Source organism: Pseudomonas sp. BN606 (genome assembly GCF_029873115.1).
GTDB lineage: Bacteria > Pseudomonadota > Gammaproteobacteria > Pseudomonadales > Pseudomonadaceae > Metapseudomonas.
Genome location: NZ_SSOF01000080.1, coordinates 428702 through 455144 on the forward strand (window position 1 = coordinate 428702; position 26443 = coordinate 455144).

Below are 26443 nucleotides of genomic sequence, written 5' to 3' on the forward strand. Positions count from 1 at the left end.
GAGTATGATAACCCGCCGGTCATGCCAAGGAGTCCGTTATGCGTCAGAAGCCCACGGTGCTCGCTCGCGAGATTGTCGCCAGCAGCCGCCTATTCCGTGTCGAGGAGCTGCAGTTGCGCTTCGCCAATGGCGTCGAGCGCACCTACGAACGCCTGGTGGGCAAGGGCTCCGGTTATGGCGCCGTGATGGTGGTGGCCATGGCTGATGCCGAGCACGTGCTGCTGGTGGAGGAATACTGCGCCGGCACCGACGACTATCAGTTGTCCCTGCCCAAAGGATTGATCGAACCGGGCGAGGAGGTACTCGCCGCGGCCAACCGTGAACTCAAGGAAGAAGCCGGGTTCGGCGCGCGCAAGCTGGAACACCTTACCGAGTTGTCCCTGTCACCCGGCTACATGAGCCAGAAGATCCAGGTAGTCCTGGCCCGCGACCTCTATGAGGAAAGCCTGCCCGGCGACGAGCCGGAACCGCTGCGGGTCGATCGCATCAGCCTGCGCGAGCTTTCCAGCCTCGCCCAGCACCAGCAATTCAGCGAGGGTCGCGCCCTGGCTGCGCTCTACCTGACCCGAGACATCCTGACCCAACGTGGGGAGTACCAACCTTGAGCCATCCTTTGCTTCCCGCCGTGATCGAACTGGTACGCCAGGCTGGCGACGCCATCCTGCCGTTCTGGCGCGGCGAACTGGCCGTTACCGAGAAGGACGACGCTTCTCCCGTTACCGCCGCCGATCTCGCCGCTCACAAAGTACTGGATGCCGGTCTCGCGGCACTGGATGCGAGTATTCCGGTGCTCTCGGAAGAGGCGGCGAACATCCCTCTGGCCGAGCGCGCCAGCTGGAAGCGCTGGTGGCTGGTGGACCCGCTGGATGGCACCAAGGAGTTCATCGCCGGCAGCGAAGAGTTCACCGTCAACGTGGCGCTGATTGAAGGCGGCCGGGTGGTATTCGGTGTGGTCGGCATGCCGGTCACCGGACGCTGCTATTACGGTGGTGCCGGCCTCGGTGCCTGGAGCCAGGATGAGGAGTTCGAAGCCGACGAAATCGCTGTACGCATCGCACCGGACGAAGCCTTCACTGTAGTCGCCAGCAAGCGTCATTCGAGCCCGGCGCAGGAGCGTCTGCTGGCTTGGCTGTGCGAGCGCTTCGGTGATTTGCAATTGGCCAGTATCGGCAGTTCGCTGAAGTTCTGCCTGCTGGCCGAAGGGTCGGCGGACTGCTATCCGCGTCTGGCGCCCACTTCCCAGTGGGACACTGCAGCCGCGCAGGGTGTGCTCGAAGGCGCGGGCGGTGAGGTGCTGGATCTCGCTGGCGAGCCTCTTACCTATGAGGCTCGCGAGGGTTTCCTCAATCCATCCTTCCTGGCGCTGCCGGTTGCCGCCGAATGGCGGGCGGAGCTGATTCAACTGGCGCGCGCGCTGGACTGAAAACGCCGAGAACGACAAAGGGCCCCGAGGGGCCCTTTTTCATGCTCGGCTTTTTTGGGGGGACCGCTGCGCGGTTATGTCTGCATGACGCATTGCAAGCACCTGCATCGCCCGTAGGAGCTGGCTTGTCAGCGAATGGCCCCGTTTCGCTGGCAAGCCAGCTCCTACAAGGCTCTTGGCCCGATGGTCAATCTCTAGCAACAGCTAACGCAGACATAGCGAATGAATTCGCCAAGCAGGCCGGGGCCCTGCCTTTGGATCAGTCGAGCATATCGGCGAAGCGCTCGTCCTTCTTGTAGCGCAGGGCCTGGGCGAAGCCGGGCACCTGAATGCCTTCGGGGCTCAGTTCGATCTGCTGTTCGTCGATCAGGTCGTTGCCGAAGTTGTAGATGATGTCGAGCTCGCCCAGGCGTGCGCGGCGATCGTATTCCTCAGCGTTGGCGCGGGTCTGCTCGCGCTTGGCGCTGTAGGCGGAGAAGGCGGCTTCGCCGTGGCGCTTCTTCAGCATCTTCTCGGCCAGACGCGGCGAGATGATCACGCCGGTGGCGTTGTTGCCGCCAAAGCCCTTGGAGTTGATGAAGCAGACGTCCAGCTGGCGATCGCCCAGGACCCGATCGCGGGTCTCGATGGACAGGTGTTGGCGGTGCACGTCGTCGGCCACGCGGTCGATGGTCTTGATGCCCGGCAGGATGCCGTACTTGAAGGTGCCCAGGGCGGCGATCACCTGGTCGCCGCTGGCGGTGGCCAGGGAGTGACCGACGTAGGCCTTCACCGCGGCGACCGGCCATTGCTCGATGCCGAAGGCACCGGCGACGCGGTCCAGCAATTCAGACTCAGTCACGCGGTTGGCCGGGGTGCTGGAACCGTGGGCATGGACGAAGCTGCGCTCGCGCACGCCGTCCGGGCCGATCAGCTGGGTAGCGGCGGCAACGGCCTTGGCCAGGGTCAGGTAGTTGCCCGGGCCGGGGGCAGAAATGGATTTCTTGAAGCCATCGGCGTTGATGAACACATCGGTCACCGCGCCATGGATATCGGCACCCAGCTCCAGGGCCAATTCGTCGTCCATCAGCACCACGTACTGGCTGGATTCGGCCAGGGTGAAGCCGCAGTTCTCGCCGAACGGGCGGCTGGCACGGCGGAAATCCACGTCCTCGCGGCCGCCGACCTGGCGCAGGCCCTCTTCGGTCGCCAGGGCACCCATGGCGCCGTAGCCGTCGATGCATTCCTGGTTGATCGGGGCCTCGGCGTTGCCTACCAGCGCCACACGGGCACGACCGCTGGTGATGAGCTCGATGCCCTTCTGCAGGTTGTAGAGGAACGTGGCGCAGGCACCGGTGACGCTGCCGGTGGTGCCGACGCTGCCCAGTACATAGGCGTTGATGAAGTCGGCGGGCATGGTGTTCAGGCCCAGCGGCAGTTGCTTGGCACTGACGCGGCTGCCCTTGAGGCGAGACTGCATCAGGCCCCCGAAGCCGTTCTCGTCCAGCTGGCTCATGATGCTGCCGGAGAACACCGCGATTTCGTCGGGTTGCACGCGGTCGACGATGCTCTTCCACGGCAGGCCGATGGAGCGGATGGCATCGGTCGCGGCGACCACGGACATCTGCAGGCCGCGCGGATGGAAGCGGGAGTTGTACAGCTCACCTGGTTCGAAACCAGTGGGCAGTTGGCCAGCGGACTTCACCGGCAGCTCGCGGTAGCTGTCCACCTTGAAGTCGCAGGTGCCCTGGAGGGTCACGCGGACTTCACCGCCATCCAGGGTTTCCACTTCCCAGTTGGCCGGCAACGGCTCGGGCAGCTGCTTGCGCGAGCTGATGAAGCTGATCGCCTGGCCATCGCAGGCCGACGCGGTGAGGTTCTTCTGCCAATGGGCGGCGTCCACGTCCAGATGCTGCTTGCCAATGCGGCGCACCAGGGTGGCATCGAGAATTTCGGCGGAGTAACGGCTCTCGATTTCGGCCAGGGTCAGGACCTTGCCGTCGGCATCGTGATACTGGCCATCGGTCACCGCTACCAGCTTCATCATCACGGCAAGGCCGGCCAGGGTTTCCTGGCGGGCCTTGGCCTCCAGGGTTTCGATCACGATGCGGCGGAAACCGTGGTGGAACGAGCTTCGCCCAGCTGCGTTGTAGCCGCCAAAACCCACAATCACTGGAAGTCGGGACATCTCTCGGAAACTCCTCAAAAAGACCATCTCATGCCGGCGGGCGGGCTTGGCCGCGGGGCGCCGCGCGTCGTGGCGGCAATTTGCGGGGTCAAGCGTCACGGGCCAGGTGGCATGAGCCAGGTGGCAGCTCGAATGAACGGGATGTCTACCTGACGCGGGGTGTGACTATCAAGTCACTCCTTTGGTCATTCGGCGGGAGATTGAGAGTGGTGGATGAACGGGGGGAGATCGTTTGTGGGAGCGAATTCATTGGCGAATGAACTCGCTCCCACAAGGAGGGTGACGCTTGCGGATCAGCGGTACTCGATACCGGCCTTGCTGGTGCTGACGCGGGTACCGGATTTGCCTTCGGTGATCGCGACGATGTTTTCCAGGGAGCCGATCACCGCATCCTTGCCGGTAATACGGGCGAATTCCATGGCGGCCTGGACTTTCGGACCCATCGAGCCGGCAGCGAAGCCGAGGCGCTCCAGTTCATCCGGGTGGGCCTGGGCGATGGCCTTCTGGGTGGGTTTGCCCCAGTCGATGTAGGCCGCGTCCACGTCCGTGGCGATGATCAGCACGTCGGCATTGAGCTCCTGGGCCAGCAGCGAGGAGCAGAGGTCCTTGTCGATCACCGCTTCTACACCGGAGAGCTTCTTGCCCGACTCGTCGTACATGGTCGGAATGCCGCCACCACCTGCGCAGATGACGATGGTGCCTTTCTCCAGCAGCCATTTGACCGGACGAATCTCGAAGATGCGCTTCGGACGCGGGCTGGCGACTACGCGGCGGAACTTGTCACCGTCGGGCGCGATGCTCCAGCCTTTCTCCTTGGCCAGGGCTTCCGCCTCTTCCTTGGAGTAGACCGGGCCGATCGGCTTGGTCGGGTTCTGGAAAGCCGGGTCTTTGGCGTCGACTTCGACCTGGGTGAGGATGGTGGCGAACGGCACTTCGAACGGCAGCAGGTTGCCCATTTCCTGTTCGATCATGTAGCCGATCATGCCCTCTGTCTCTGCGCCGAGAACATCCAGCGGGTAGGGCGCGACCTTGTCGTAAGAAGCGCCCTGCAGTGCCAGCAGGCCTACCTGCGGGCCGTTGCCGTGGGCGATCACCAGTTCATTGCCTGGCGCGACCTTGGCGATCTGCTCGGCGGCGATCTTCACGTTGGCGCGCTGGTTGTCGGCAGTCATGGGTTCGCCACGACGCAGCAGGGCGTTACCGCCCAATGCGACGACGATACGCATATTGATTTCCTCCTGGGGATGGAATGCGTCCCGGACCGGCGAACGCGCCGCGGTCCGGGGCGTATCGGGACTTACATGTCGGCGAGGGTCGAAACGAGGATCGCCTTGATGGTGTGCATGCGGTTTTCCGCTTGCTCGAAGGCGATGTTGTACGGCGACTCGAAGACGTCTTCGGTGACTTCAATGCCGTTCTTCAGGTTCGGGTACTTCGCAGCGATTTCCTTGCCGACCTTGGTTTCGCTGTTGTGGAACGCCGGCAGACAGTGCATGAACTTCACGCGCGGATTACCGGCCGCTTTCATCATGTCCATGTTGACCTGGTAGGGCAGCAGTTCCTGGATGCGTTCACCCCAGGCTTCCACCGGCTCGCCCATGGAAACCCACACGTCGGTGTGGATGAAGTCCACGCCCTTGACCGCTGCTTTCGGGTCTTCGGTAATGGTGAGGCGGGCGCCGCTTTCTTCAGCGAATTTCTTGCAGGCGGCGACGTGCTCGTCGGTCGGCCACAGTTCCTTCGGCGCGGCGATGCGCACATCCATGCCGAGCTTGGCGCCGATCAGCAACAGGGAGTTGCCCATGTTGTTGCGGGCGTCGCCCAGGTAGGCGTAGCTGATTTCGTGCAGGGGCTTGTCGCTGTGCTCACGCATGGTCAGTACGTCGGCGAGCATTTGGGTCGGGTGGTATTCGTCCGTCAGGCCGTTGAACACCGGCACGCCGGCGTACTTGGCGAGTTCTTCGACGATTTCCTGCTTGAAGCCCCGGTACTCGATGGCGTCGTACATGCGGCCAAGCACGCGGGCGGTGTCCTTCATGCTTTCCTTGTGGCCGATCTGCGAGGAATTCGGGTCGATGTAGGTGACATTGGCGCCCTGGTCATAGGCGGCAACTTCGAAGGCGCAACGGGTGCGGGTCGAGGTCTTCTCGAAGATCAACGCGATGTTGTTGCCCTTGAGGTGCTGTTGCTCGGTACCGGTGTACTTGGCGCGTTTCAGGTCGCGGGACAGATCAAGCAGGTAACGCAGCTCGCGGGTGCTGTGGTGCATGAGGCTGAGCAGGTTACGGTTGTGCATGTTGAAAGCCATGATTCTTTCTCCTTGTGGGTAACTTGAAACCAGGCTCCGTCAGAACAGCTTTTGGCTGGCGGGGCGGGCGGCTCCGGATTGGGAGCCGCCGGGGGGCGGGAACTCAGTAGTCGATCGGGTCGCGCAGGATCGGGCAGGTCATGCAGTGGCCGCCGCCACGGCCACGGCCCAGTTCACTGGCACTGATGGTGACCACTTCGACACCGGCCTTGCGCAGCAGGGTGTTGGTGTAGGTGTTGCGGTCGTAGCCGACCACCACGCCGGGCTCCAGGCAGACAACGTTGTTGCCGTCGTCCCACTGCTCGCGCTCGGCTTCGAAGGCGTCGCCGCCGGTTTGCACCACACGCAGTTTCTTCAGGTTGAGGGACTCGGCCACCACGGAGATGAAGTCCTTGTCTTCGCGTCGGATGTCGATGCCGTACGGACGGCTTTCATCCGGACGCAGGACGAAGGGCACGATTTCCTTGACCACTTCGGGGAAGACGGTGACCAGGTCGCGGTTGCAGAAGGTGAACACGGTGTCCAGGTGCATGGCGGCGCGGGATTTGGGCAGGCCGGCAACGACGACTTTCTGCGCCGCGCCCTTGCTGAACAGCGATTGGGCCAGTTGGCCGATGGCTTGGCGGGAAGTGCGCTCGCCCATGCCGATCAGTACAACGCCGTTACCGATGGGCATTACGTCACCGCCCTCGAGGGTGGACATCCCGTGGTCCTTGTCGGGGTCGCCGTACCAGACCTCGAACTCGGCCTCGGTGAAGGTCGGGTGGAACTTGTAGATGGCGGTGGTCAGCAGGGTTTCCTGGCGACGGGCCGGCCAGTACATCGGGTTGAGCGTCACACCGCCGTAGATCCAGCAGGTGGTGTCACGGGTGAACTGGGTGTTGGGCAGCGGTGGCAGGATGAAGCTCGAGTGGCCCAGGTAGTCGCGATACATCTTGATGGCGCTGACGCCTTCGCTTTCCGGCAGGTCAGAGCCGGCGACGCCGCCGATGAGGAATTCGGCGATCTTGCGCGGCTCCAGGCCTTCGATCCAGGAGCGCACTTCATTGACCAGGCCGACGCCGACCTGATCGTTGGTGAGCTTGCGATCGAGAATCCACTTCAGGGCTTCCTTGTTCTGCACGATGTCGGTGAGCAGGTTGTGCATTTCCAGTACATCGATGCCGCGCTCACGCATCTTGGTGACGAAGTCGAAGTGGTCGCGCTTGGCCTGGTTTACCCAGATCACGTCATCGAACAGCAGCTCGTCGCAGTTGTTGGGGGTCAGACGCATGTGCGCGAGCCCCGGCGAGCAGACCATTACCTTATGCAATTTGCCGGCTTCCGAATGAACGCCGAGTTTGACTTTGGACATGGCAGGTCTCCTTACGAGTTACAGGGTCAGGAAGCCGTCGTAGAGCCCGTAGGCCGCTACGAGCGCGCCGATTACCACGGCGGCGAAGATCAGCTTCTCGACATTGGTGAATACCGGTTGGCCAACTTCCCGTTTGGCCTTGGCAAAGAGGATCACGCCCGGTGCATAGAGCAGGGCGGAGAGCAGCAGGTACTTCACGCCACCGGCATAAAGCAACCAGACGGCGTAGACCAGGGCGATGGCGCCGATGATTAGGTCCTTGCTCCGGTCCTTGGCATCCTGCTCGTAGGTTTCGCCGCGCAGGGGCAACAGCACCGCATAGGCAGCGGACCAGAGGTAGGGCACCAGGATCATGGAAGTCGCCAGGTAGATCAGCGACAGGTAGGTGCTGGCGCTGAACAGCGTGATGATCAGGAACAGCTGCACCATGGCGTTGGTCAGCCACAGCGCGTTGGCCGGCACCTGGTTGGCGTTCTCCTTGCGGATGAAGGCCGGCATGGTGTGGTCCTTGGCCGCGGCGAAAAGGATCTCGGCGCAGAGCAGCACCCAGGAAAGCAGGGCACCGACCAGGGAGATGACGAGGCCGACGCTGATCAGCACAGCGCCCCAGTGGCCGACCACGTGCTCGAGCACCGCCGCCATGGACGGGTTCTGTAGCTTGGCCAGTTCCGGCTGAGTCATGATGCCGAGCGACAGTACGTTCACCAGTACCAGGAGCAGCAGCACGATGATGAAGCCCAGCACGGTGGCCTTGCCCACGTCGCTGCGCTTCTCGGCGCGTGCGGAGAAAATGCTCGCGCCTTCAATGCCGATGAACACCCAGACGGTGACCAGCATCATGTTGCGAACCTGATTCATCACGCTGCCCAGCTCGATGTTCTTCGAGCCCCAGATGTCAGCGGTGAAAATGTCCAGCTTGAAGGCGAACAGGCAGATGAGGATGAACAGGAACAGCGGCACCACTTTGGCGACGGTAGTCACCATGTTGATGAAGGCTGCTTCCTTGATCCCGCGGAGTACCAGGAAGTGCACGGCCCAAAGGACGATGGAGGCACCGATGATGGCCGCGAGCGTGTTGCCTTCCCCGAAGATCGGGAAGAAGTAGCCCAGGGTGCTGAACAGCAGCACGAAGTAGCCGACGTTGCCCAGCCAGGCGCTGATCCAGTAACCCCAGGCCGAAGAAAAGCCCATGTAGTCGCCGAAGCCCGCCTTGGCGTAGGCATAAACCCCGCCGTCGAGGTTCGGCTTGCGATTGGCCAGGGTCTGGAAGACGAATGCCAGGGTGAGCATGCCCACCGCGGTGATGCCCCAGCCGATGAGAATGGCGCCGACGTCGGCACTGGCTGCCATGTTCTGCGGTAACGAGAAAATACCCCCGCCCACCATTGAACCGACAACCAGGGCCACTAAGGCACCTAGTTTAAGTTTGTCGGACGATTCTGACATTTTGCACCTCCATCCGGAGTAGGAACTGTGCCTATTGAGCGCGTGGTCTGTTGACTGCGTTCTGATCCAGATCAATAGCTAGCTAATGAGTCATGCGGACAATTTCCTTACTGTCGTAGATGGGAGGGAGGTACTGCGAATCGCTGCCCAGAAACGAGCAATCTAGAGGGTTTGGCATGCCATCCTGAGCGATGCCTAATACAAACTAGCCGGTTTTGCCGGGCCTTCAAGTTGCAACTTGCACGAAGTGGATTCCTACAGCTAACCACCATATTTCATGTAGGAAATTACATATTTGTGCATGGTTATTTCGCTATAAGGGGCGATTTTTTAATTAGGAAGTGGTTGAAATTTCGACAGGAGGGAGCACGTTCAAAGTAGGGCCTATTGCCATTAGGCAAGACTCTGTTGGACGAATCCCGGCCTATGAACTAGCGCTGGATTATCAACTCGAAAAACGTGAAAAAGGCCAGTTCGTGAGCTTCGAACTGCATGGGCAAATCGCCGGAAAGCCGGTGCGGGAGCACTTTTCCTTACACGGCGATGTCGCCTACAACTTTCTTCACAGTGCTGGACTGCGCCTGCGCAAATACGGCCTCCGGCCAGGGCTTGCCGCGATGCCCGAACTGCGTGCCGACTTCGAAAAGGCCTATGCCGACCTGCGCGAGCGGCTGGGCGTTGTGCCCGGCCAGTCGGTGGACCTGGAGCGCGTCATGCTCGAGCGCCCATGGGCACCCGGAAATGAAGAAGCCCGGCACATGGCCGGGCTTCGATCACCCTGCGGGTAGCTGGGTGGTGCCCTTGGGCTTGGCCCGTGGGCGTCGAGAGGAGAACCCCTTGGCTGGCTTGTGGCCGGCTTGGGGAGAGGCCAGACCCTGGCGGGCCCATCCTCCTGACCCTGCGCAACGCAGGGATTGCCATTCTTGCGGCAAGCCTTGTGCCACTGTGTGGCGGCCGCTCTATTCCGGGTTCCTTCGTGGCTAAGGCGAGCGATTTGTGAGCGGAATCTTGCCGATCAATCCTGCTCCTCTGCGGGATTCCCGCCACTGAAGCTGAGGCTGTGCTTGCGCAGTTTGTCCGAGAGCGTCTTGCGTGGCAGGCCGAGTGCTTCGGCCACGCTGCGCAGCGAGCCATGGGGGCGGGTCAGTTCCGCAGCGATCAAGGCGCGCTCGAAGGCCTCGACCTGTTCACTGAGGCCACCTTCCACTTTCGGCAGGTCGGCGGGCGTGTTGTCCAGATTCAGGTCCAGACCCAGTGCGAAGCGCTCCGCGGCGTTCTGCAGCTCACGCACGTTGCCCGGCCAGCCGTGGGTCAGCAGCAGGGCGCGCTGGCTGCTGTCGAGGCTGCGCTGGGCCATGCCGTGGCGGTTGCGGGCAGCGTCGGCGAAATGCTGGAACAGTGTCAGGGCGTCCTCACCGCGCTCGCGCAGGGGCGGAATACGCAAGCTGGCAACGTTGAGGCGGTAGTAGAGGTCTGCGCGGAAGCGACCCTGGTCGGCGGCGTGGCGCAGGTCTTCCTTGGTGGCAGCGATCACGCGGATATCCAGAGGGATCAACTGGTTGGCGCCAAGGCGCTCCACCACGCGCTCCTGCAGCAGGCGCAGAAGCTTGACCTGGACGTCCAGGCTCATGCTTTCGATCTCATCGAGGAACACCGTGCCGCCGTTGGCGAATTCGAACTTGCCGATGCGGCGCTTTTGCGCACCGGTGAATGCGCCTTGCTCGTGGCCGAACAGCTCGCTCTCCACCACCGATTCGGCCAAGGCTCCGGCATTGATGGCGACGAAGGGGCCGTCGCGGCGCGCCGACAAATCGTGCAGGGCACGCGCCACCACTTCCTTGCCGGCTCCGGTCTCACCCAGGATGAGCACGTCGGCATTGGTGGCGGCGAGGGCGCCGATCTGCTCGCGCAAACGCTGCATGGCGGGTGATTGCCCCACCAGTCGGCCGCTCAGTTGCTGGCGATCGGACAGGGCCATGCGCAGGCTGCGGTTTTCCAGCACCAGGCGGCGCAGGTCCAGGGCGCGGTGCACGCTGTCCAGCAACTGGTCGCTGGGGAAAGGCTTTTCCAGGAAGTCATAGGCACCTGCTCGCATGGCCTGGACGGCGAGCGGAACATCGCCATGGCCAGTGATCAGCAGTACCGGCAGGTCAGGATCTCGCTCACGCAGTTGCTTCAGCAGCTCGAGGCCGTCGATGCCGGGCATGCGGATATCGGTGACCACCACGCCCGGCCAATCCTTGTCGATCTTCTCTGCCACGCCCTGGGCGTCGCCGAGGGTTTGCACCTTGAGACCGGCCAGGTCGAGGGTCTGGCTGAGGGCCTGGCGCAGGTGCGGGTCGTCGTCGATCAGCAGCACCTGGGTTCGGGCATCAAGGGCGGTGGTCATGCAGAGAGGTCCTCAGGAGGCTGTGGGATGACGCCGGGGGCGGCGTTGCGCATGCGCAGTGTGAGCAGGGCGCCACCGTCGGGGTGGTTGGCGAACAGCAACTCGCCACCGAGGGCGCGCATCAGGCTATCGCAGATGGCCAGCCCCAGGCCAAGGCCCTGAGCGCTGGTCTTGGTGGTGAAGAAGGGCTCGCGGGCATGGCGCAGGGCCTCTTCGGAAAAGCCGGGGCCGTTGTCGCGCAGGTGCAGCTCCACGCCGTCGGCGGTGGTTTCGGCGCTCAGCCAGATGCGGCGAGGCTGGGGCTTTTCCTTGAGCGCATCGAGGGCATTGGCGAGCAGATTGCCGAGCACCTGGCGCAGACGGGTTTCACCGGCCTGGACCCACAGCGGTGCGTCTGGCAGATCGCGGATCAATTCCACATCCATGGCTCGGCGGCGCTGAGCGACTAGGGCCAGGGCATCGTCCAGGGCGGGCTGCAGAGCGACGCTTTCCGGGGCGTGGCGATCGCGGCGGGCGAAGGCGCGCAGGTGCGCGATAATCGAGGCCATGCGGCCGGTCAGCTCGCTGATCTGGCGCAGGTTGCCGCGAGCATCATCGATGCGTTGGTGGTCCAGTAGCACCCCAGCGTTGTCGGCGTAGCTACGGATCGCCGCCAGGGGCTGGTTCAGCTCGTGACTGATGCTCGCCGACATGGTGCCCAGGGCGGACAGCTTGCTCGCCTGCACCAGCTCGTCCTGGGCGCTGACCAGCTCCTGCTGGGCCTGCTCGCGCTCCAGTACCTCGTCCTTCAGGCGGCTGTTCAGCGCCTCGAGGTCCTGGGTGCGTTCCAGCACGCGCATTTCCAGCTCGCGGCGGGCACTGGCGTCGAGGGCTATTCGATCGAGGTAGTGGCGGCGGCGTTGCATCATCAGGCCGAGCAGCAGCAGCAGGGTCAGCAGGGAGGCGCCACCGATGGCGACCGTGATGGTCACCTGGCGGTCGACGAGCTGGCGTGGGGCCAGGATGCTGGCGGTCAGCCCGGTTTCGCGGAGCTCGCGGCTCTGGGTGAGCCAGGCGTTGTCGTCCAGCTTCAGTGGTGGCGGCGCCTGGGTCGGGTAGGGCTGGTTGGCGACTATGGCTGCACGTTCGGCGTTATCCAGCGGGCGGGTGGCATGGAAGCGCCAGTCGCTGCGCGAGGAGATGATCACCACGCCGTTGGCATCAGTCACCATGAGCTGCTCCGGGGTCTTGCCCCAGAGGGTTTCGGCGTCGTCCAGATCCACCTTCACCACGAGAATGCCGATGATCCGCGAGCCATTGCGCACCGGGCTGGCGAAGAAGTAACCGCGCTTACGCGAGGTGGTACCGAGGCCGAAGAAGCGCCCCTGCTTGCCTGCGAGTGCTTCGCGGAAATAGGGGCGGAAGGTGAAGCTGCGGCCGACGAAACTGTCTGACTGATCCCAGTTTGAGGAGCTCAGTGTGAGGCCGGCGGGGCTCATCAGGTAGATCACATCGGCCCCTGTGTCCTTACGGACCTCCGCCAGCACTCGGTTGGCTTCGGCCTGCAGGGTTGCGCTGTCCGGAGCGGCCAGAAGGTCACGCAGCGGCGGCAGGTCGGCCAGGATGGGCGGCAGCACCTCGTATCGGTGCAGGGTGCCCAACAGGTTGGCGACGTACAAATCGAGGGTCTGGCGATTCTGCTCAGCCAGAGAATCACTGTAGTAGCGCTCGCTGAAATGCTGCAGCGGCCAGAACAGTGGCGCCAGCAGCAGCGCCAACAGCACCAGGCTGCGCCAGCGTGGGCGGTGGGGGATTGGGGTGGCAGTCATGCGGTCACTGTGCGCCGGTCGATGAGGCGCATTATGGCATCGACGCCCGGTGCCGGTGATGTGGCAGATACGAGAGGTGGTAAAGCGAGGGGAGGAGCGAACTCCAGGCTCAGTCCTCCCCAAGGAGTCAGCGTGGCTGGCGCAGGCACTCTGCCAAGGCAGTGCGCCAGTCCGGCAGGCTGACCTGCCAGTCCTGCGCCAGCTTGCGGCCGTCCAGACGCGAGTTCAGGGGGCGCTTGGCGGGCGTCGGGTACTCGCTGGAAGGAATGGGCACCAGGCGCGCGCAGGGTTTGCCGGCAGCTTTCAACTGGTCAGCAATCGCGCTGGCGAAGCCGAACCAGGATGTCTCGCCCTGATTGGTCAGGTGGTAGATGCCCCAATTGCGGTTGCCCGCCTGCCACTTGTCAATCAACTGGCTAGTGGCTTGCGCAATGCTGCCAGCCCAGGTCGGCGCCCCCACCTGATCATCCACGACTCGCAGCTCTTCGCGCTCCTGCAGCAGGCGCTGCATGGTGAGCAGGAAGTTGCGCCCATGCAGTGAATACACCCAGCTGGTACGGAGAATCAGGTATTGCCCGCCGACAGCCTGGATCGCCTGCTCGCCAGCGAGCTTGCTCTGGCCGTAGACGCCCAGCGGATGGGGGGCGTCCGCTTCGGTATAGGCCGCGGTGCCGCTGCCATTGAACACGTAGTCGGTGGAGTAGTGGAACAGCGGGATACCGAGCGCCGCAGCTTCCTCTGCCAGCACGCGCGGCGCGGTGGCATTGAGGGCGAAGGCGGCTTCCGGCTCGCTCTCGGCCAGGTCCACGGCTGTATGGGCGGCGGCATTGATCAGCAGGTCGGGCGCTTCGCCACGCACCCGCTGACGGATCTGCTCTGGATCGGCAAGGTCGAGTTGGTCACGACCGAGGGCAGTGACCTCGGCCTTGCCGGCCAGGACGCGTTTCAGCTCGCGAGCGACCTGGCCGCTGCTGCCATTGACGAGGATCTTCATTCGAAAACGTCCGCGTCCTTGAAGCTGGCACCGGCCTGGTCCTTGGCGGAGAGCTGCGGGGCCTCCGCAAACGGCCAGTCGATGGCGAGGTCCGGATCATCCCAGCGAATGCAGCGCTCGTGCTCGGGCGCGTAGTAGTCGGTGGTCTTGTAGAGGAACTCGGCGTACTCGCTCAGTACCAGGAAGCCGTGGGCGAAACCTTCGGGTACCCAGAGCTGGCGCTTGTTCTCGGCGGAGAGGTGGACACCCACCCAGCGGCCGAAGGTAGGCGAGTTGCGGCGAATGTCCACCGCCACGTCGAATACCTCGCCGTGGACCACCCGCACCAACTTGCCCTGCGCCTGCTGCAGTTGATAGTGCAGGCCACGCAGGACACCGCGCTGGGAGCGCGAGTGGTTGTCCTGGACGAACTCGCGCTCGACACCGGCGGCTTCCGCGAAATTGCGGGCGTTGAAGCTTTCGTAGAAGAACCCGCGCTCGTCTCCGAACACCGTGGGTTCGAGGATCAATACGCCAGGGAGTGCAGTGGCTACCACTTTCATTCGACTTCACCTGCCAGCTTGTACAGATACTGGCCGTAGCCCGTTTTTCCGAATGCCTTGGCCTGGCTTATCAACTGGGTCTTGTCGATCCAGCCATTCTGGAAGGCGATCTCTTCCAGGCACGCGACCTTCAGGCCCTGGCGGTGCTCGATGGTTTGCACGTACTGGGCTGCTTCCAGCAGGCTGTCATGGGTGCCGGTATCGAGCCAGGCGAAGCCACGACCCAGGCGCTCGACGCGCAGGTCGCCACGGTGAAGATAGGCATTGTTGACATCGGTGATCTCGAGTTCGCCGCGAGCGGAAGGCTTCACCGCCTTGGCGATTTCAATCACGTCATTGTCGTAGAAGTACAGGCCAGTGACGGCGTAGCTGGAGCGAGGCTTCAGCGGCTTCTCCTCGATGGAGATCACGCGATTGCTGTTGTCGAACTCAACGACACCAAAGCGCTCGGGGTCATTCACCCAGTAGCCGAAGACCGTTGCACCAGACGAATTGCTGGCGGCGCGCTTGAGCTGGTCGGAGAAATGCTGGCCGTGGAAGATGTTGTCGCCAAGGATCAGGCAAACCGAGTCGTCGCCGATGAATTCTTCGCCAATGAGGAAGGCCTGTGCCAGGCCATCGGGGGAGGGCTGGACGGCATAGCTGATGGCGACGCCGAACTGACTCCCGTCTCCCAGCAGATTGCGATACTGCGGCAGGTCGTGGGGTGTGGATATCAGCAGGATCTCGCGAATTCCGGCGAGCATGAGGACCGAAAGCGGATAGTAGACCATCGGTTTGTCGTAGATCGGCAGCAACTGCTTGGACACCCCCAAGGTGATCGGATGCAGTCGGGTACCGGAACCACCGGCGAGAATTATCCCTTTCATGCTGTTGCTCCCAGTCTTTCTCGTTGATAGCTGCCGTCCTGAACGCGTCGGCACCATTGCAGATTGTCCAGATACCACTCAACGGTCTTGTGCAGGCCTGTCTCGAAGGTCTCGGCCGGCACCCAGCCCAGCTCCCGCTCGATCTTGCTGGCGTCGATGGCATAGCGCAGGTCGTGGCCCGGGCGGTCCTTGACGAAGGTGATCAGCTCTTCGAAGCGGGAGATGCCAGACGGCTTCTGCGGCGCGAGTTCGTCCAGGAGGCCGCAGATGGTGCGCACCACATCGAGGTTCTTCTGCTCATTGTGGCCACCGATGTTGTAGGTCTCCCCCACCGTGCCGCGCGTGACCACTTCCACCAATGCGCGGGCATGGTCTTCGACGAACAGCCAGTCACGCACCTGCTGGCCGTCGCCATAGACAGGCAGCGGCTTCCCTTCGAGCGCGTTGAGGATGATCAGCGGGATGAGCTTTTCAGGGAAATGGTAGGGACCATAGTTGTTCGAGCAATTGGTCAGCAGCACGGGCAGGCCATAGGTGCGATTCCAGGCGCGAACCAGGTGGTCGGACGCGGCCTTGCTGGCGGAGTAGGGCGAGCTGGGGGCATAGGGCGTCGTTTCCGTGAACAGATCGTCGACGCCGTGAAGGTCACCGTAGACCTCGTCGGTGGAGATGTGGTGGAAGCGGAAGGCCGCCTTGCGTTGCTCATCCAGTCCCAGCCAGTAGGCCCTTACGCTCTCCAGCAAGCTGTAGGTGCCGACGATGTTGGTCTGAATGAATGCCGCGGGGCCGTCGATGGAGCGGTCCACGTGGGATTCGGCGGCAAGGTGCATCACCGCATCAGGCTGGAAGCTCGCCAAGGCAGCGCCCACGGCCGCACTGTCTGCGATGTCGGCCTGCAGGAAACCATAGCGGGGATTGCTGGCAACCGACTCGATGGATTCCAGATTGCCCGCGTAGGTGAGCTTATCGATGTTGAGCACTTCGTGCTCAGTGCCAGCGATCAGATGGCGGATTAGTGCTGAGCCGATAAATCCGGCTCCTCCAGTAATAATGATTCGCATTTATAACCTGACTCGTACTGATACGGAGACTGGGAAGCCGATGGCGGCAGCCAGTTTCATATTGCTGTTGGGCAGGCGCTGACGCACCGGCAAGAGAAATCGCTCTAATCCTGGGACAGGTCCGGCGGGCGAAGATGGTAGCATAACGGCCGCCTTGAAGACGTTCTGTCGGGACAGGTTGACAGCAAACCGCCATAAAAGGCTTTCTGGTGGTTATTACGTGGTCGGAAATGTGCCATTCGACAGGGCTTCGCAGCGACGCTGTGCGAGCATTTACAAGTAGCAGTTGGGAAATTGAAAAGTACTGATTCGTCTTTTTTGCCTGCGAATATCTAAAGGAATTTACGCCCTGCGTCAATCGAGAGAATTCATGGCTTATGTGTCGAAACATAAATCCACGCAGTGCAAACTTATTTTGTAATGTGAGTCCAGAGCGCTGCTGAAGGTTTTGGTTTTACACTGATAGTTCCTGATCTTGCAGCAGCTTTTATGTGTTTTATTCAGCGAAATACAAGAGCAGAGAAGCGCTAAGGGAATGTGTGGCGCGTTCTTGTTCGACCGTGGCAATCGTCCCATTGTGTGCACAAGATTCGTTCGAAAGCTCCCGCGGGTGCACGTATCTGGCTCTGATTGAGAGTCTCGAGGCAGATTCAGGTTTGGTTATGATTACGTTTTTTGTCTGGGGGGCTGTGACAACCCATGGGCGGTGGATCGTCCCACTCTTTCCTGACGCGTCCGGCATGGATCGTGCTGGGGTTCACGGCTGTGCACTAATAGGAAGGATCTGCGGATGAGTTTTCAACTGAAGCAGTTGGCATGGAATACGGGAATTGATGGAAAAAATGCTACCGTGGCCTATCCGCTTTTGGAGAGCAGGGTGGCGATCCTGCTGTGCACGTACCAAGGCCAGCGATACCTGTCGGAGCAATTGAGTTCGATTGAGCGGCAGAATCACGCGAACTGGATCGTCTGGGCTTCGGATGATGGCTCGCGTGACGATACCCGGGCAATACTCGAGTGTTTCCAGGAGCGATGGGGCAAAAGCCGGGTGTCGATTCAGTCGGGGCCGGCCGGTGGGTTTGCCGCGAACTTCCTGTCGTTGGTATCGAATACCGAAGTCTCTGCCGACTATTATTCGTTTGCCGATCAGGATGATATCTGGGAGCCAGTCAAGGTAGAGCGCGCGGTCGACTGGTTGCGCAGCATTCCAAGCCATATTCCGGCGTTGTATTGCGCGAGAACAACCCTGGTGGATGAAGAGAACCGTGAAATCGGATTCTCTCCCTTCTTTGGCAAGCCTCCTTGTTTTGCCAATGCCTTGGTCCAGAACATAGGTGCGGGCAACACCATGGTGTTCAATGAAGCGGCCCGCAATATCCTTCGTCGTGCCGGCGATATCGATGTGGTTTCTCACGATTGGTGGGTTTATCTGGTCGTCAGCGGGTGTGGCGGTAGGGTTTATTACGACTCCAGTCCTTCGCTCCGCTATAGGCAGCATGGTCGGAATCTGATCGGAAGTAACATGGGTATCTGCGCCCGTGCTGCGCGAGTCCAGATGATGCTTGCGGGTGTCTTCCGTGAATGGAATGACAGAAATGTGCGTGCTCTGGAAAAAGTGCGCGATGAATTGACCCCGGAAAGTAAGAGGGTACTTGATTTGTTTCTAGAGGCAAGGGCCGGAAGTTTCTTGCCGAGAGTCAAAGGGCTCATCAAGTCCGGAGTACACCGTCAGACCTTTATGGGTAACCTGGGTCTGATACTTGCTGCCGTGTTTGGAAAAATATGATTCGGATACCTGAGGCAAGCGCTGTCATCGCTCCTGCAGGTACTGTTGTTTTTGTAGTGGAATTTATTTCATGGGATATGCGTTTGTTATTCCGCCATGCTCCATCGCTTGGCGAATGTGTGGAATGTCACGAGATTCCTGGTGAAAAACAAATGTGCGCGTTGGCGGGCTGGTTAAATTGAAAGTGGCGACTGGTTATATTTCATATCTTGCATCTAATTCCAGATCGATACTTGAAATGGTCTGGAATGAGTTCAATAACAAGTACCTGGCGTCCTACCTTGGATTGTTCTGGGCGTTCGCGCAGCCTGTCTCCCTGATTGTCGTGATATGGCTGGTTTTCGAGTTGGGCCTTCGCCAAACGAATGAGAACGGCCCTCCCTTTCCACTATGGCTCGCCACTGGCTTGCTGCCCTGGCTTTTCCTGGTCGAGTCGATAAACGGCTGTTGCAACTCCATCGTCGGGAAAAGGTTTCTCGTGCGTCGAGTGTCTTTCCGCATAAGTTTATTGCCAATAATCAGCGTGCTCGTGGCGCTTATTGTCCACCTGGTGCTGGTTTCCCTGCTTCTGAGTGTCCTCGCGCTGATGGGGATTGGGCCGAGTATCTATTGGATTCAGATTCCGTACTTCATGCTCTGTGCGCTTGTGCTTGTGCTCGGAGGCGGGTGGTTGATTTCCGCGCTGGTGGTTTTCATTAGCGACATAAAGTACCTCGTTGCCATATGTATCCAGTTTGGCTTCTGGTGCACTCCTATCGTCTGGGGGCTGGACAGGCTACCTGAGAAATATCAGGTCATCGCCTTTGTAAACCCCGCGGCTTATATAGTCGATGGCTACAGAAAGTCGCTGTTCGGACAAGAGTGGTTCTTCTCTTCCGGTTGGACCCATACCCTGGCCTTCTGGGCATGGGCGGTTATTGTCGCGATTGTTGGTGCCACTGTCTTTCGTCGGCTTCGACCACATTTTGCAGATGTAATATGACGAACACTGATGATGTTGTTATATCGATTTGCGGTCTGCGCAAATCGTATAAGGTTTATCGCAAGAACATCGATCGCCTCAAGGAGGCCCTCGATCCGCGCCGTCGTACTTATCACAAGGAGTTTGACGCGCTGAAAGGGGTTGGTCTTTCCATACGGCGAGGAGAGATTGTCGGGATACTTGGAAGCAACGGGAGTGGCAAAAGTACCCTGCTCAAGATCGTGGCCGGCGTGCTTCGACAGTCGGAAGGAAAGGTCAAGGTGAATGGTTCCGTTTCGGCACTGCTGGAGTTGGGCGCGGGCTTCAATCCGGAGCAGAGCGGGCTGGAGAACATCTATCTCGCGGGTGTCTTGCGTGGTGTGCCGCGCAAGGTAATGAGGAAAAAGCTCGATGAGATCGTAGAGTTTGCCGACATTGGCGAGTTCATTCACCAGAAAACCAAATTCTACTCCAGCGGTATGTTCGCCAGGCTCGCCTTTGCCGTATCCATTCATGTGGACCCGGACATCCTGATTATCGATGAGGCACTAAGTGTGGGCGATGCCGCTTTCAAGAGAAAGTGTTTTGCCAAGTTGGAAGATTTTCGCAAGGCAGGAAAAACCATCCTGCTCGTGTCTCACTCCGAGGCAGCGATCACCGAGATGTGCAACAGGGCTGTGCTGATCGATCGCGGGGAAGTGCTGGCGGATGGTCCGGTGAAGGAAACGATCACCAGTTATCTCAAACTGATGAACGCAAAAGGCGAGAAGAGAAAGGAAATCCGCGAGGGGATCGTTGCCGGCCAGCTTCTCTCCCCAGCCGTAGACCAGGCCAAGGGCAGCACCCCCGATGCAGCTCAGCAGCAACGAGCGGCTGACTCGGAGGAGCTCTTTCTGGAGGGGCTCCGCCCTAAGAGCACGGTTGAGTACCCTGCAGAAGGTGCACGATTGCTCAATGTCAGGATTGAAACCCTGGAGGGACGCAGGGTCAATCGACTGGTGCATGGCAAGCGTTACCGATACGTATACGAGATTGAATTCCACTGCTTATCCCAGAATGTGTCGTTTGGGATGATGATCAAAACGACTCAGGGGACTGCCTTGTGCGGAGGGAGTTATCCGCAGAAAGATACCTGGATTCGAGAAGTTGCAGCTGGAGAAGTCAGGGCGGTTACTTGGGAGTTCGACTGCCTGCTAGAGGAAGGAACCTACTTTACGAACTGTGGGGTAATGGCCGATCGGGAAGGGGAGCGGAGCTACCTCCATCGGATACTCGACGCCTATATGTTTCAAGTGGCACCCCGTGCAGATCGGATCACAACGGCTTGGGTGAATCTCGGTCTGACCGCGAGATATGATGAGAAGGTAGTGACATGAGGAAGTGCTTGCTTGTCCTGGGGATGCACCGAAGCGGAACCTCCGCCATGGGCGGGGCGCTGAACTGCGCAGGCGTCTCCATGGGGCGAGAGTTGCTAGGTGCCGCTGCCGATAACAAGAAGGGATACTTTGAAAGTAAAGCGATTCAGGTATTCCACGACAGGCGTCTTCTGCCTCGAATTGGCCGTGATTGGAAGTCCGTGTCACCACTCCCCGCAGCGGGATGGGAATCCAGCGAAGCTGTGGCCGATCTGGTGGCCGAAGCCAAGGAAATCATCCTGGACGAATTTGGCGACTCGGCTCTTTTCGGCATAAAGGATCCCCGGATTTCTCTGCTCGTTCCCTTCTGGATGAAAGTTTTTAATGAACTTGGGATCAGCGTTTGTGTAGTTATCCAGTATCGTCACCCCATCGAAGTTGCGGGGTCCCTGCTGAGCAGGAACAAAACGACTATCGAACAGGGAGTGGCTCTCTGGCTGGAACATGTCATCAATGCGGAGAGATTTACCCGCAATGTTCCCAGGGTATTTACCCACTATCAGGATCTGCTTGATGATCCTGCTGCCATGCTGCAACGGATCGCCAAGGGTCTCGATATCGAATGGCCGAGTCCGGCTGACGAAACTGCGGAAAAGCTGGACAAGTTTCTCGAAAAAAACCTGCGTCACCAGTTGAACGTGGGTGAGCAGAGCATCAGCGAGTTGCCGGAGATAGTTTCCAGGATCTACTCCGCGCACATGCTGGCGATTTCTCAAGGTTGCAACGAAGACAGTGTTCTAGGCACCTTCGACGAGTTGAACCTCGCCTATGAAGGATCACAGAAGTTCTTCAGTGACGCTGCCTTGTTGGCCGGCCTGCGTGAGGCGGAGCTCTTCTTTGATGAAGGAGAAGGGTTCAGCCAGTCGCGGCGAGATAGCCGATACTTTTCAGTGGACTCAAGCGAGAGGGTGTCGCTCGAGTTCGACCTTCCCCGCGACGGAGTCGTCGACGTCAGGCTCGATCCCTGCTCGGAAAGTGTAATTGCCGAGTTGTGCGATGTTGAGCTGCTGTATGACGAACGCCCTGCGGAAAGTATAAAGAAGTATATAAGAACGAACGCAGTGTATCGTTGGGGGGATGTATATTTCTTTGCTGGAGGGGACCCGCAGATCAGATTCAAGGGGCTGGCACAGGAGCACTTCGATGGTGCTTGCAAGGTTCGCGTGAGTTTTGATGTTCTGCAGAGCGGCGACCGTTCCGAGAGAATAATCTCTCCGGTTCATCACCTGTTTTCGGAAGTCAGAAAGCACCAGAAGGAACTCGAAGAAGTACGGGTTGGGCAAGAGCAGCTGAAGTCTGAACGGGACGTTGCGGTCAGCGACAAAGCCCGCGCGGACGTTGAAATCTCCAGGCTCTCCGGCGAGACGACTGCGCTGAAGGGGCGCATCGAGTTGTTCAAGACCAAGCTCGAGCAGGCGCAAGAGCAGAACGCGAATGAGCGCGCGGCCAGTCAGCGGCTGAATGAGCTCGTGCAGGAAAAGGATCGCTCCCTGCAGCTGGCGGTGGATCTGGCGAAAGAACTCGATCTGGCCGCCACCGAAGCACGCGCTGCTGCTGCGGCGAAGGGCGCGGAGGCCGAGCAGGTGAAGGCGAACAGCCAGCTTGAGTTGGCTGCGGCAAACGATCGCATAGCGCAATCCATGCAGGCATTGCGTGAGAGCACGGAGGCCAACGAGCAGCAGAGGATGGAGAATCTCCGTCTGGGTGGCGAGCTTGAGGCCGCTCATCAGCTGCATCAGCAGGTCACCGAGGCCAACCAGAATCTGATCAACGCCAACACGGTGCAACGTGAAGAGCTGAGTGCTTTGAACGAGGCGCGCGTCCGTTTGAGCACTTCGCTTGAGGAGTTGCAAGGTACGCATCAGCAGGGGCTCGATGCCAATGCACGGCTCAAGCAGGCGCTGGCCGCCGCGCAAGGAGAAGCTAAGGGAACCGAGGCTCTGCTGCAGGACTCGCGTCGCGAATCCGAGGGCCGTGCGCAGCAGCTGATTCAATGCAAGGACGAGCTGACGCTCTTGCAGAAGGAGATTGATACGCGCGAGCGAATGTTGCAGGACGCTTCGCTCGAAATACAGCGTACTCGTGCTTCCTTGCATGAAATGACAGAAGAGGCGGATAAGCTGCGTAGCCGATTGGCACGAGTCGGCTTGAGCAGAAGTTGGAGATATACCCGCATCCTGAGAAAAATATTAGGGAAAAAGGGGTGAAGGAATGAGCTACGGTGTGGGCCAAATGCGCGAATATATACGTAAGAAACGAATAGAGAAAAGCGGTCTGTTTGATCAGCATTTCTATGTATCGACATACACTGATGTCGTTGAAAGTGACCTTGATCCCCTCTCCCATTATTACTACATAGGTTGGAAGGAAGGGCGTAGGCCGAACCACTATTTCGACACGAACTGGTATTTGGCAAAGTATCCGGATGTGGTGCGCACCGGAGTGAACCCGCTTTATCACTATGCAAAGTATGGGATAAAAGAAGGGCGATACCCATCTGGCGAATTCACCGGGCGAAAAGCGCCTAACGCGGAAGAGTTGGCCGCCCATAAACCCGCCGCTCAGCGACGTTTTCATGTGGACAGCGCTGCTGTTGCGGCGCTACCACCCGTCGCCAAGCGAAATGAGCTGTCAGGCGGCGTCCAGGCTCTTCCGGTCGCTGGCAAGAACATGGCCATTTATATCCATGTCGCCAATGCGGATGACCTGGCCTTGGCGATGCCGTTCCTCGTCGATCAGACCGGGCAATACCGCGTCCATCTTTCCGCCGACAGTACCCAGTACGCGGCAGTCGTCGAGGGCGCGAAGAGGATATCCACGGATATCAAGGTGTCCGAGCTGGCGCAAGGGCGGAAGTGGTGGAGCTTGCTGCTGCCGCTGCTGAAGGCGGACCGGATGGAGTTCTTCTGCTGCATGAGTACTCAGCAGCTTCGCACCTGGCAGGATCAGGGCCTCAGTCGCTTGCACCAGGAACGGCTGATCGCCCTCAGCTTCCAGGGGCTGATCGGTTCCGAGGCAGTGCTTTCAAACGTCGTGGACGCCTTCGCGCAAAACCCCGATGTCTGGCTCATTGGCTCTGCGCTGTTCCATCGCCCCGTGGCCGCCGCAAGGGGCTTCGATCCTGCGGCTATTCATCCGATTCTGGATCGATGCTCTTCCAGCCTGGCGGGTGACTGGAGTTATTTTGCGAACCATATGTTCTGGGCGCGAATCGGCTTGCTGGAGGCGCTAGCGGAGCTACTCGAGGGCGTGTCCGAGGCTTCGGATCTGGAAGTCGCTGGCGCGGTAAGCCTGCTGCCATTGCTATCAGGGAAGAAGGTCGCGCTGCTTCACGCGCTCGATCGCTCGGCCCGGGCCCATGGGGTAGAGATACCGCAGTCTGGCGATGTTCCGTATACGAGCAGCTTGAAGAACACCATCATTCAAGAAATGAACCTGGGGCAGGACTACGATAGGCTTTTGTCGAGCGCCATGGTTGACCAGGAGTTCTATCGAACCCAGTGCGACCAGACCCAGTTCGAAAATTATGATGCGGTACTCCACTATCTCCGATTCGGTGCGCATCTGGGGCTGGACCCTAGCGAGAGTTTTTCCACCCGGAAGTACCTCTGGCGCTATCCGGATGTCGCACGAGCCGGCGTGAACCCCCTGGTTCACTACATAAAGTATGGAGCGGGCCGCCAGGCTACTCCCGTCTTGTCCAGCTCCCGGGGTGATGGTCGATATCGAGTCTTCGTGTCGTGCTGGCTGAAGAACAAGGAGTCGATACACGACGGGCTATTGGAGCTCTCCGAAAGGTTACTGGCCGATGGCGTGAGGACGACCTTCGTCACCAATGCTGCGACCTTGCTTTCGGAGCCCGGGGTCGAGGCGCTCTCGACGGACTTCCTGATTTCCAACCTGTACCCCAAGTTGTCTTCCTGCAACGTCAGTTTCCCCGATTGGTTGACAGAAATTGTGGAGATGACGAGGTGTTGGGAAGAGGTAATGATGACGTCGGGAGGCGCGGGAGGAGACGTCGGCATTGAAGCGCGAGTCAGATCCGCTTACGCCTTCTGGAAAGTACTTTTTGAAGAGTTCAAGCCGCGGATGATGCTTATCTGGGGCAGTACTGCGCCGCTGAGCAAGCTCCACTACAGACTCTGCCAGGATCTTTCCGTTCCTTCGCTGATTATTGAGCGCGGGCATTTCCCTGGAACTATTTCGATTGACCTGCTTGCTCAGTTCGGGCGAGGCGGAATCAATCTCAGGCCTCACTCCGCCCTGCTCGCCAATGTGAACTGTTCGGAGAGTGACATTCGTCACTATGCTGAGTGGGTGCGCAAGAATCAGGAGTCGCCCTATTCGAGCAAGAACTCCAAGGAGAACGTAGAGGAACTACTGTCGACCTTCCGTGCCGAGCACCGGAAAATTGTCCTGTTCATTGGCGTCAACGACCTGGGATCGGGCACGGCTTATGCGGGACGGGTGGGAGTGGAGGAGCACTCGAGTTTGTTCAGTTCCTCCTTGCAGGCGTTCCACGCGGTCAGGGATGCGCTGCGCGCTATCGATCCAAAAGCGGTGCTCATGTTGAAGCCGCATCCGTCCGACAAGACGAACTATTCAGCTCTGCTTTCGGAAAGCGATGTCCTGGTGGACTCCCATAACATCAACTCGCTGATCGTGGCGGCTGATGTTTGCGTTTCCCTGTCCACTACGGCACTGGCCCGGTGCATGCTCGAAGCCAAGGCGACATTGAATGTCGGGATATCCGATATCAGCATGAAAGGTGCTGCCTATGAGTGCTCGAGTCTGACCGATATTCCTGTACAGCTCAGGGCTGCGTTGCATGGGGAAGGGCTCGAAGAGCGTAGCCGTAAGGGCTTTGCGTTTATTAAATATATATTTGAAGAGCAGTTGGTTGGTATCGATGAAACCACTCCTGCGAGACTCGACATAAGAGATCTGAGTGAATTCATCAGTGGCCGGATAGCATCGAACCTGGTCGTGGGTAAAGTTGATGAGCGACTTCAGGGGCGGAACTTGCTTCGCCGACTCTTCAATCCTGCCAATCCCATCTTCTACAAGGAAGACTACAGTACGGCCGGCGTGAAGCCCTCCCGTGGTGTGGATGTGGTCATTCCGGTGTACGGCGACGCCGCCATCACTAAGACATGCATAGATAGCGTGCTCCTGGCTAGGGGGCAGGATGATTACCGGATCGTCGTGATCTTCGACGCCAGCCCCTATGACGACGTCAAGGCGCTGCTGGAGGGCTATCGTTCGACGGAAGGCGTAGTCGTGCTTTTCAATCCCGTCAATGTGGGATATCCCGCTACAGCCAACAGGGGGATGGCCTACTCGCAGGATAGGGATGTCATTCTGCTCAATAGCGATACGCTCGTTACCCCAGGGTGGGTAAGCAGGCTGCAGCGCCATGCGTATTCGTCGGACGAGGTTGCCACCGTTACGCCGTTCTCGAACAATGCGTCCATTTTCAGCCTTGCAGACTTCCCGCGAGGCGCAGAGCTCCATGGCGGTCTCGAGGAAGTCGCGAGGGTGAATGAGGTACTGGCTTCTGCCGGCGGCGATACGATCGACGTGCCAGTGGGCCACGGCTTCTGCATGTACGTGAAGCGCACCGCGTTACGGGAACTGGGTTTCTTCGACGAAATTCTCTTTGGGCGGGGCTACAGCGAGGAAGTGGACTTTTGTCTGCGCGCCCGCAGTCTCGGCTTCAAGAACGTCTGCGCAACGGATGTGTATGTCGGCCATGTAGGTGGGGTGAGTTTCGCAGACACCGCCAATGCGCGGAAAGTGGCAGCTCGCAAGATAATCTCGGATAAATTCCCGGACTATTTCCCCGAGATCAAGAAATTTGTGAGTGCGGACCCGTTCGCCAGCTACAGAAAGCTAGTTTGAAAGAACTATTTTTGATGTT

General features: G+C 59.8%; 19 protein-coding genes. 8 read left to right on the forward strand and 11 right to left on the reverse strand.

From position 1 onward, the window contains the following. The first annotated feature begins 38 nt into the window (after window positions 1–38). A complete protein-coding gene (gene nudE, locus E8E75_RS24700; RefSeq protein ID WP_120654057.1) occupies window positions 39–605 on the forward strand; it encodes an ADP compounds hydrolase NudE in 567 nt (188 codons plus the stop codon). Continuing rightward, the gene (gene cysQ, locus E8E75_RS24705; protein WP_120654058.1) at window positions 602–1423 is read left to right on the forward strand and encodes a 3'(2'),5'-bisphosphate nucleotidase CysQ; all 822 of its coding nucleotides are present in this window, start codon (window positions 602–604) and stop codon (window positions 1421–1423) included. Before nudE ends, cysQ begins: the two co-directional genes overlap by 4 nt. Window positions 1424–1682: 259 nt before the next feature. On the opposite strand, the gene E8E75_RS24710 is transcribed toward cysQ, so the two are convergent. From E8E75_RS24710 to arcD, 5 genes are all read right to left on the reverse strand, one after another. After that, window positions 1683–3590, reverse strand: a complete 1908-nt coding sequence (locus tag E8E75_RS24710) for a beta-ketoacyl synthase (protein ID WP_153918975.1) — start codon at window positions 3588–3590, stop codon at window positions 1683–1685. A gap of 293 nt (window positions 3591–3883) precedes the next feature. After that, window positions 3884–4816: a carbamate kinase gene (gene arcC, locus E8E75_RS24715; protein ID WP_120654060.1), complete on the reverse strand. Its 933-nt coding sequence runs from the start codon at window positions 4814–4816 to the stop codon at window positions 3884–3886. Window positions 4817–4887: 71 nt separating this feature from the next. Further along, the gene (locus E8E75_RS24720; RefSeq protein WP_120654061.1) at window positions 4888–5898 is read right to left on the reverse strand and encodes an ornithine carbamoyltransferase; all 1011 of its coding nucleotides are present in this window, start codon (window positions 5896–5898) and stop codon (window positions 4888–4890) included. Window positions 5899–6001: 103 nt separating this feature from the next. After that, a complete protein-coding gene (gene arcA, locus E8E75_RS24725) occupies window positions 6002–7252 on the reverse strand; it encodes an arginine deiminase (protein ID WP_153918972.1) in 1251 nt (416 codons plus the stop codon). 18 nt (window positions 7253–7270) lie between these two features. Further along, window positions 7271–8698 carry an arginine-ornithine antiporter gene (gene arcD / locus E8E75_RS24730; protein WP_120654063.1) on the reverse strand — a complete coding sequence of 476 codons (1428 nt, stop codon included), beginning with the start codon at window positions 8696–8698 and terminating at the stop codon, window positions 7271–7273. A gap of 341 nt (window positions 8699–9039) precedes the next feature. Between arcD and E8E75_RS24735 the strand changes: the two genes are divergently transcribed. Further along, entirely contained in the window at window positions 9040–9486 is a 447-nt protein-coding gene (locus tag E8E75_RS24735) for a DUF5064 family protein (protein WP_120654064.1), read from the forward strand. A gap of 227 nt (window positions 9487–9713) precedes the next feature. On the opposite strand, the gene E8E75_RS24740 is transcribed toward E8E75_RS24735, so the two are convergent. The 6 genes from E8E75_RS24740 to rfbB form a co-directional block, all read right to left on the reverse strand. Further along, window positions 9714–11087, reverse strand: coding sequence for a sigma-54 dependent transcriptional regulator (locus tag E8E75_RS24740; protein WP_120654065.1), 1374 nt, complete (start codon window positions 11085–11087; stop codon window positions 9714–9716). Continuing rightward, window positions 11084–12895 carry an ATP-binding protein gene (locus E8E75_RS24745; protein ID WP_153918969.1) on the reverse strand — a complete coding sequence of 604 codons (1812 nt, stop codon included), beginning with the start codon at window positions 12893–12895 and terminating at the stop codon, window positions 11084–11086. The genes E8E75_RS24740 and E8E75_RS24745 overlap by 4 nt, the downstream gene beginning before the upstream one ends. Window positions 12896–13022: 127 nt before the next feature. Next, complete coding sequence (rfbD, locus tag E8E75_RS24750) at window positions 13023–13889, reverse strand: dTDP-4-dehydrorhamnose reductase (protein ID WP_120654067.1); 867 nt, start codon at window positions 13887–13889, stop codon at window positions 13023–13025. After that, a complete protein-coding gene (gene rfbC / locus E8E75_RS24755; RefSeq protein WP_153918967.1) occupies window positions 13886–14431 on the reverse strand; it encodes a dTDP-4-dehydrorhamnose 3,5-epimerase in 546 nt (181 codons plus the stop codon). The genes rfbD and rfbC overlap by 4 nt, the downstream gene beginning before the upstream one ends. After that, window positions 14428–15300, reverse strand: a complete 873-nt coding sequence (gene rfbA / locus E8E75_RS24760) for a glucose-1-phosphate thymidylyltransferase RfbA (protein ID WP_120654069.1) — start codon at window positions 15298–15300, stop codon at window positions 14428–14430. The genes rfbC and rfbA overlap by 4 nt, the downstream gene beginning before the upstream one ends. Then, window positions 15297–16361: a dTDP-glucose 4,6-dehydratase gene (gene rfbB / locus E8E75_RS24765; RefSeq protein ID WP_120654070.1), complete on the reverse strand. Its 1065-nt coding sequence runs from the start codon at window positions 16359–16361 to the stop codon at window positions 15297–15299. Before rfbB ends, rfbA begins: the two co-directional genes overlap by 4 nt. A gap of 790 nt (window positions 16362–17151) precedes the next feature. Here rfbB and E8E75_RS24770 point away from each other — a divergent pair. The 5 genes from E8E75_RS24770 (at window position 17152) to E8E75_RS24790 (ending at window position 26424) form a co-directional block, all read left to right on the forward strand. Next, window positions 17152–18147: a glycosyltransferase family 2 protein gene (locus tag E8E75_RS24770; protein ID WP_153918964.1), complete on the forward strand. Its 996-nt coding sequence runs from the start codon at window positions 17152–17154 to the stop codon at window positions 18145–18147. Between the two features lie 238 nt (window positions 18148–18385). After that, the gene (locus tag E8E75_RS24775) at window positions 18386–19129 is read left to right on the forward strand and encodes an ABC transporter permease (protein WP_120655326.1); all 744 of its coding nucleotides are present in this window, start codon (window positions 18386–18388) and stop codon (window positions 19127–19129) included. Beyond that, window positions 19126–20484 carry an ABC transporter ATP-binding protein gene (locus E8E75_RS24780; protein ID WP_162945861.1) on the forward strand — a complete coding sequence of 453 codons (1359 nt, stop codon included), beginning with the start codon at window positions 19126–19128 and terminating at the stop codon, window positions 20482–20484. Before E8E75_RS24775 ends, E8E75_RS24780 begins: the two co-directional genes overlap by 4 nt. A gap of 47 nt (window positions 20485–20531) precedes the next feature. Further along, a complete protein-coding gene (locus E8E75_RS24785; RefSeq protein ID WP_153918958.1) occupies window positions 20532–22730 on the forward strand; it encodes a hypothetical protein in 2199 nt (732 codons plus the stop codon). A gap of 4 nt (window positions 22731–22734) precedes the next feature. Further along, window positions 22735–26424 (forward strand): glycosyltransferase, encoded by a 3690-nt coding sequence (locus E8E75_RS24790; RefSeq protein WP_153918955.1) that lies wholly within the window; start codon window positions 22735–22737, stop codon window positions 26422–26424. The last annotated feature ends 19 nt before the right edge of the window (window positions 26425–26443 follow it).

Coding starts and splice junctions, on each gene's coding strand:
- rfbA (WP_120654069.1), bottom strand. CDS start 15,300: ATGAAAGGGATAATTCTCGCCGGTGGTTCCGGTACCCGACTGCATCCG.
- rfbB (WP_120654070.1), bottom strand. CDS start 16,361: ATGCGAATCATTATTACTGGAGGAGCCGGATTTATCGGCTCAGCACTA.
- E8E75_RS24740 (WP_120654065.1), bottom strand. CDS start 11,087: ATGACCACCGCCCTTGATGCCCGAACCCAGGTGCTGCTGATCGACGAC.
- E8E75_RS24775 (WP_120655326.1), top strand. CDS start 18,386: ATGGTCTGGAATGAGTTCAATAACAAGTACCTGGCGTCCTACCTTGGA.
- arcD (WP_120654063.1), bottom strand. CDS start 8,698: ATGTCAGAATCGTCCGACAAACTTAAACTAGGTGCCTTAGTGGCCCTG.
- arcC (WP_120654060.1), bottom strand. CDS start 4,816: ATGCGTATCGTCGTCGCATTGGGCGGTAACGCCCTGCTGCGTCGTGGC.
- E8E75_RS24720 (WP_120654061.1), bottom strand. CDS start 5,898: ATGGCTTTCAACATGCACAACCGTAACCTGCTCAGCCTCATGCACCAC.
- E8E75_RS24780 (WP_162945861.1), top strand. CDS start 19,126: ATGACGAACACTGATGATGTTGTTATATCGATTTGCGGTCTGCGCAAA.
- E8E75_RS24710 (WP_153918975.1), bottom strand. CDS start 3,590: ATGTCCCGACTTCCAGTGATTGTGGGTTTTGGCGGCTACAACGCAGCT.
- nudE (WP_120654057.1), top strand. CDS start 39: ATGCGTCAGAAGCCCACGGTGCTCGCTCGCGAGATTGTCGCCAGCAGC.
- E8E75_RS24790 (WP_153918955.1), top strand. CDS start 22,735: ATGAGCTACGGTGTGGGCCAAATGCGCGAATATATACGTAAGAAACGA.
- arcA (WP_153918972.1), bottom strand. CDS start 7,252: ATGTCCAAAGTCAAACTCGGCGTTCATTCGGAAGCCGGCAAATTGCAT.
- rfbD (WP_120654067.1), bottom strand. CDS start 13,889: ATGAAGATCCTCGTCAATGGCAGCAGCGGCCAGGTCGCTCGCGAGCTG.
- E8E75_RS24745 (WP_153918969.1), bottom strand. CDS start 12,895: ATGACTGCCACCCCAATCCCCCACCGCCCACGCTGGCGCAGCCTGGTG.
- E8E75_RS24770 (WP_153918964.1), top strand. CDS start 17,152: ATGAGTTTTCAACTGAAGCAGTTGGCATGGAATACGGGAATTGATGGA.
- rfbC (WP_153918967.1), bottom strand. CDS start 14,431: ATGAAAGTGGTAGCCACTGCACTCCCTGGCGTATTGATCCTCGAACCC.
- E8E75_RS24785 (WP_153918958.1), top strand. CDS start 20,532: ATGGGCGGGGCGCTGAACTGCGCAGGCGTCTCCATGGGGCGAGAGTTG.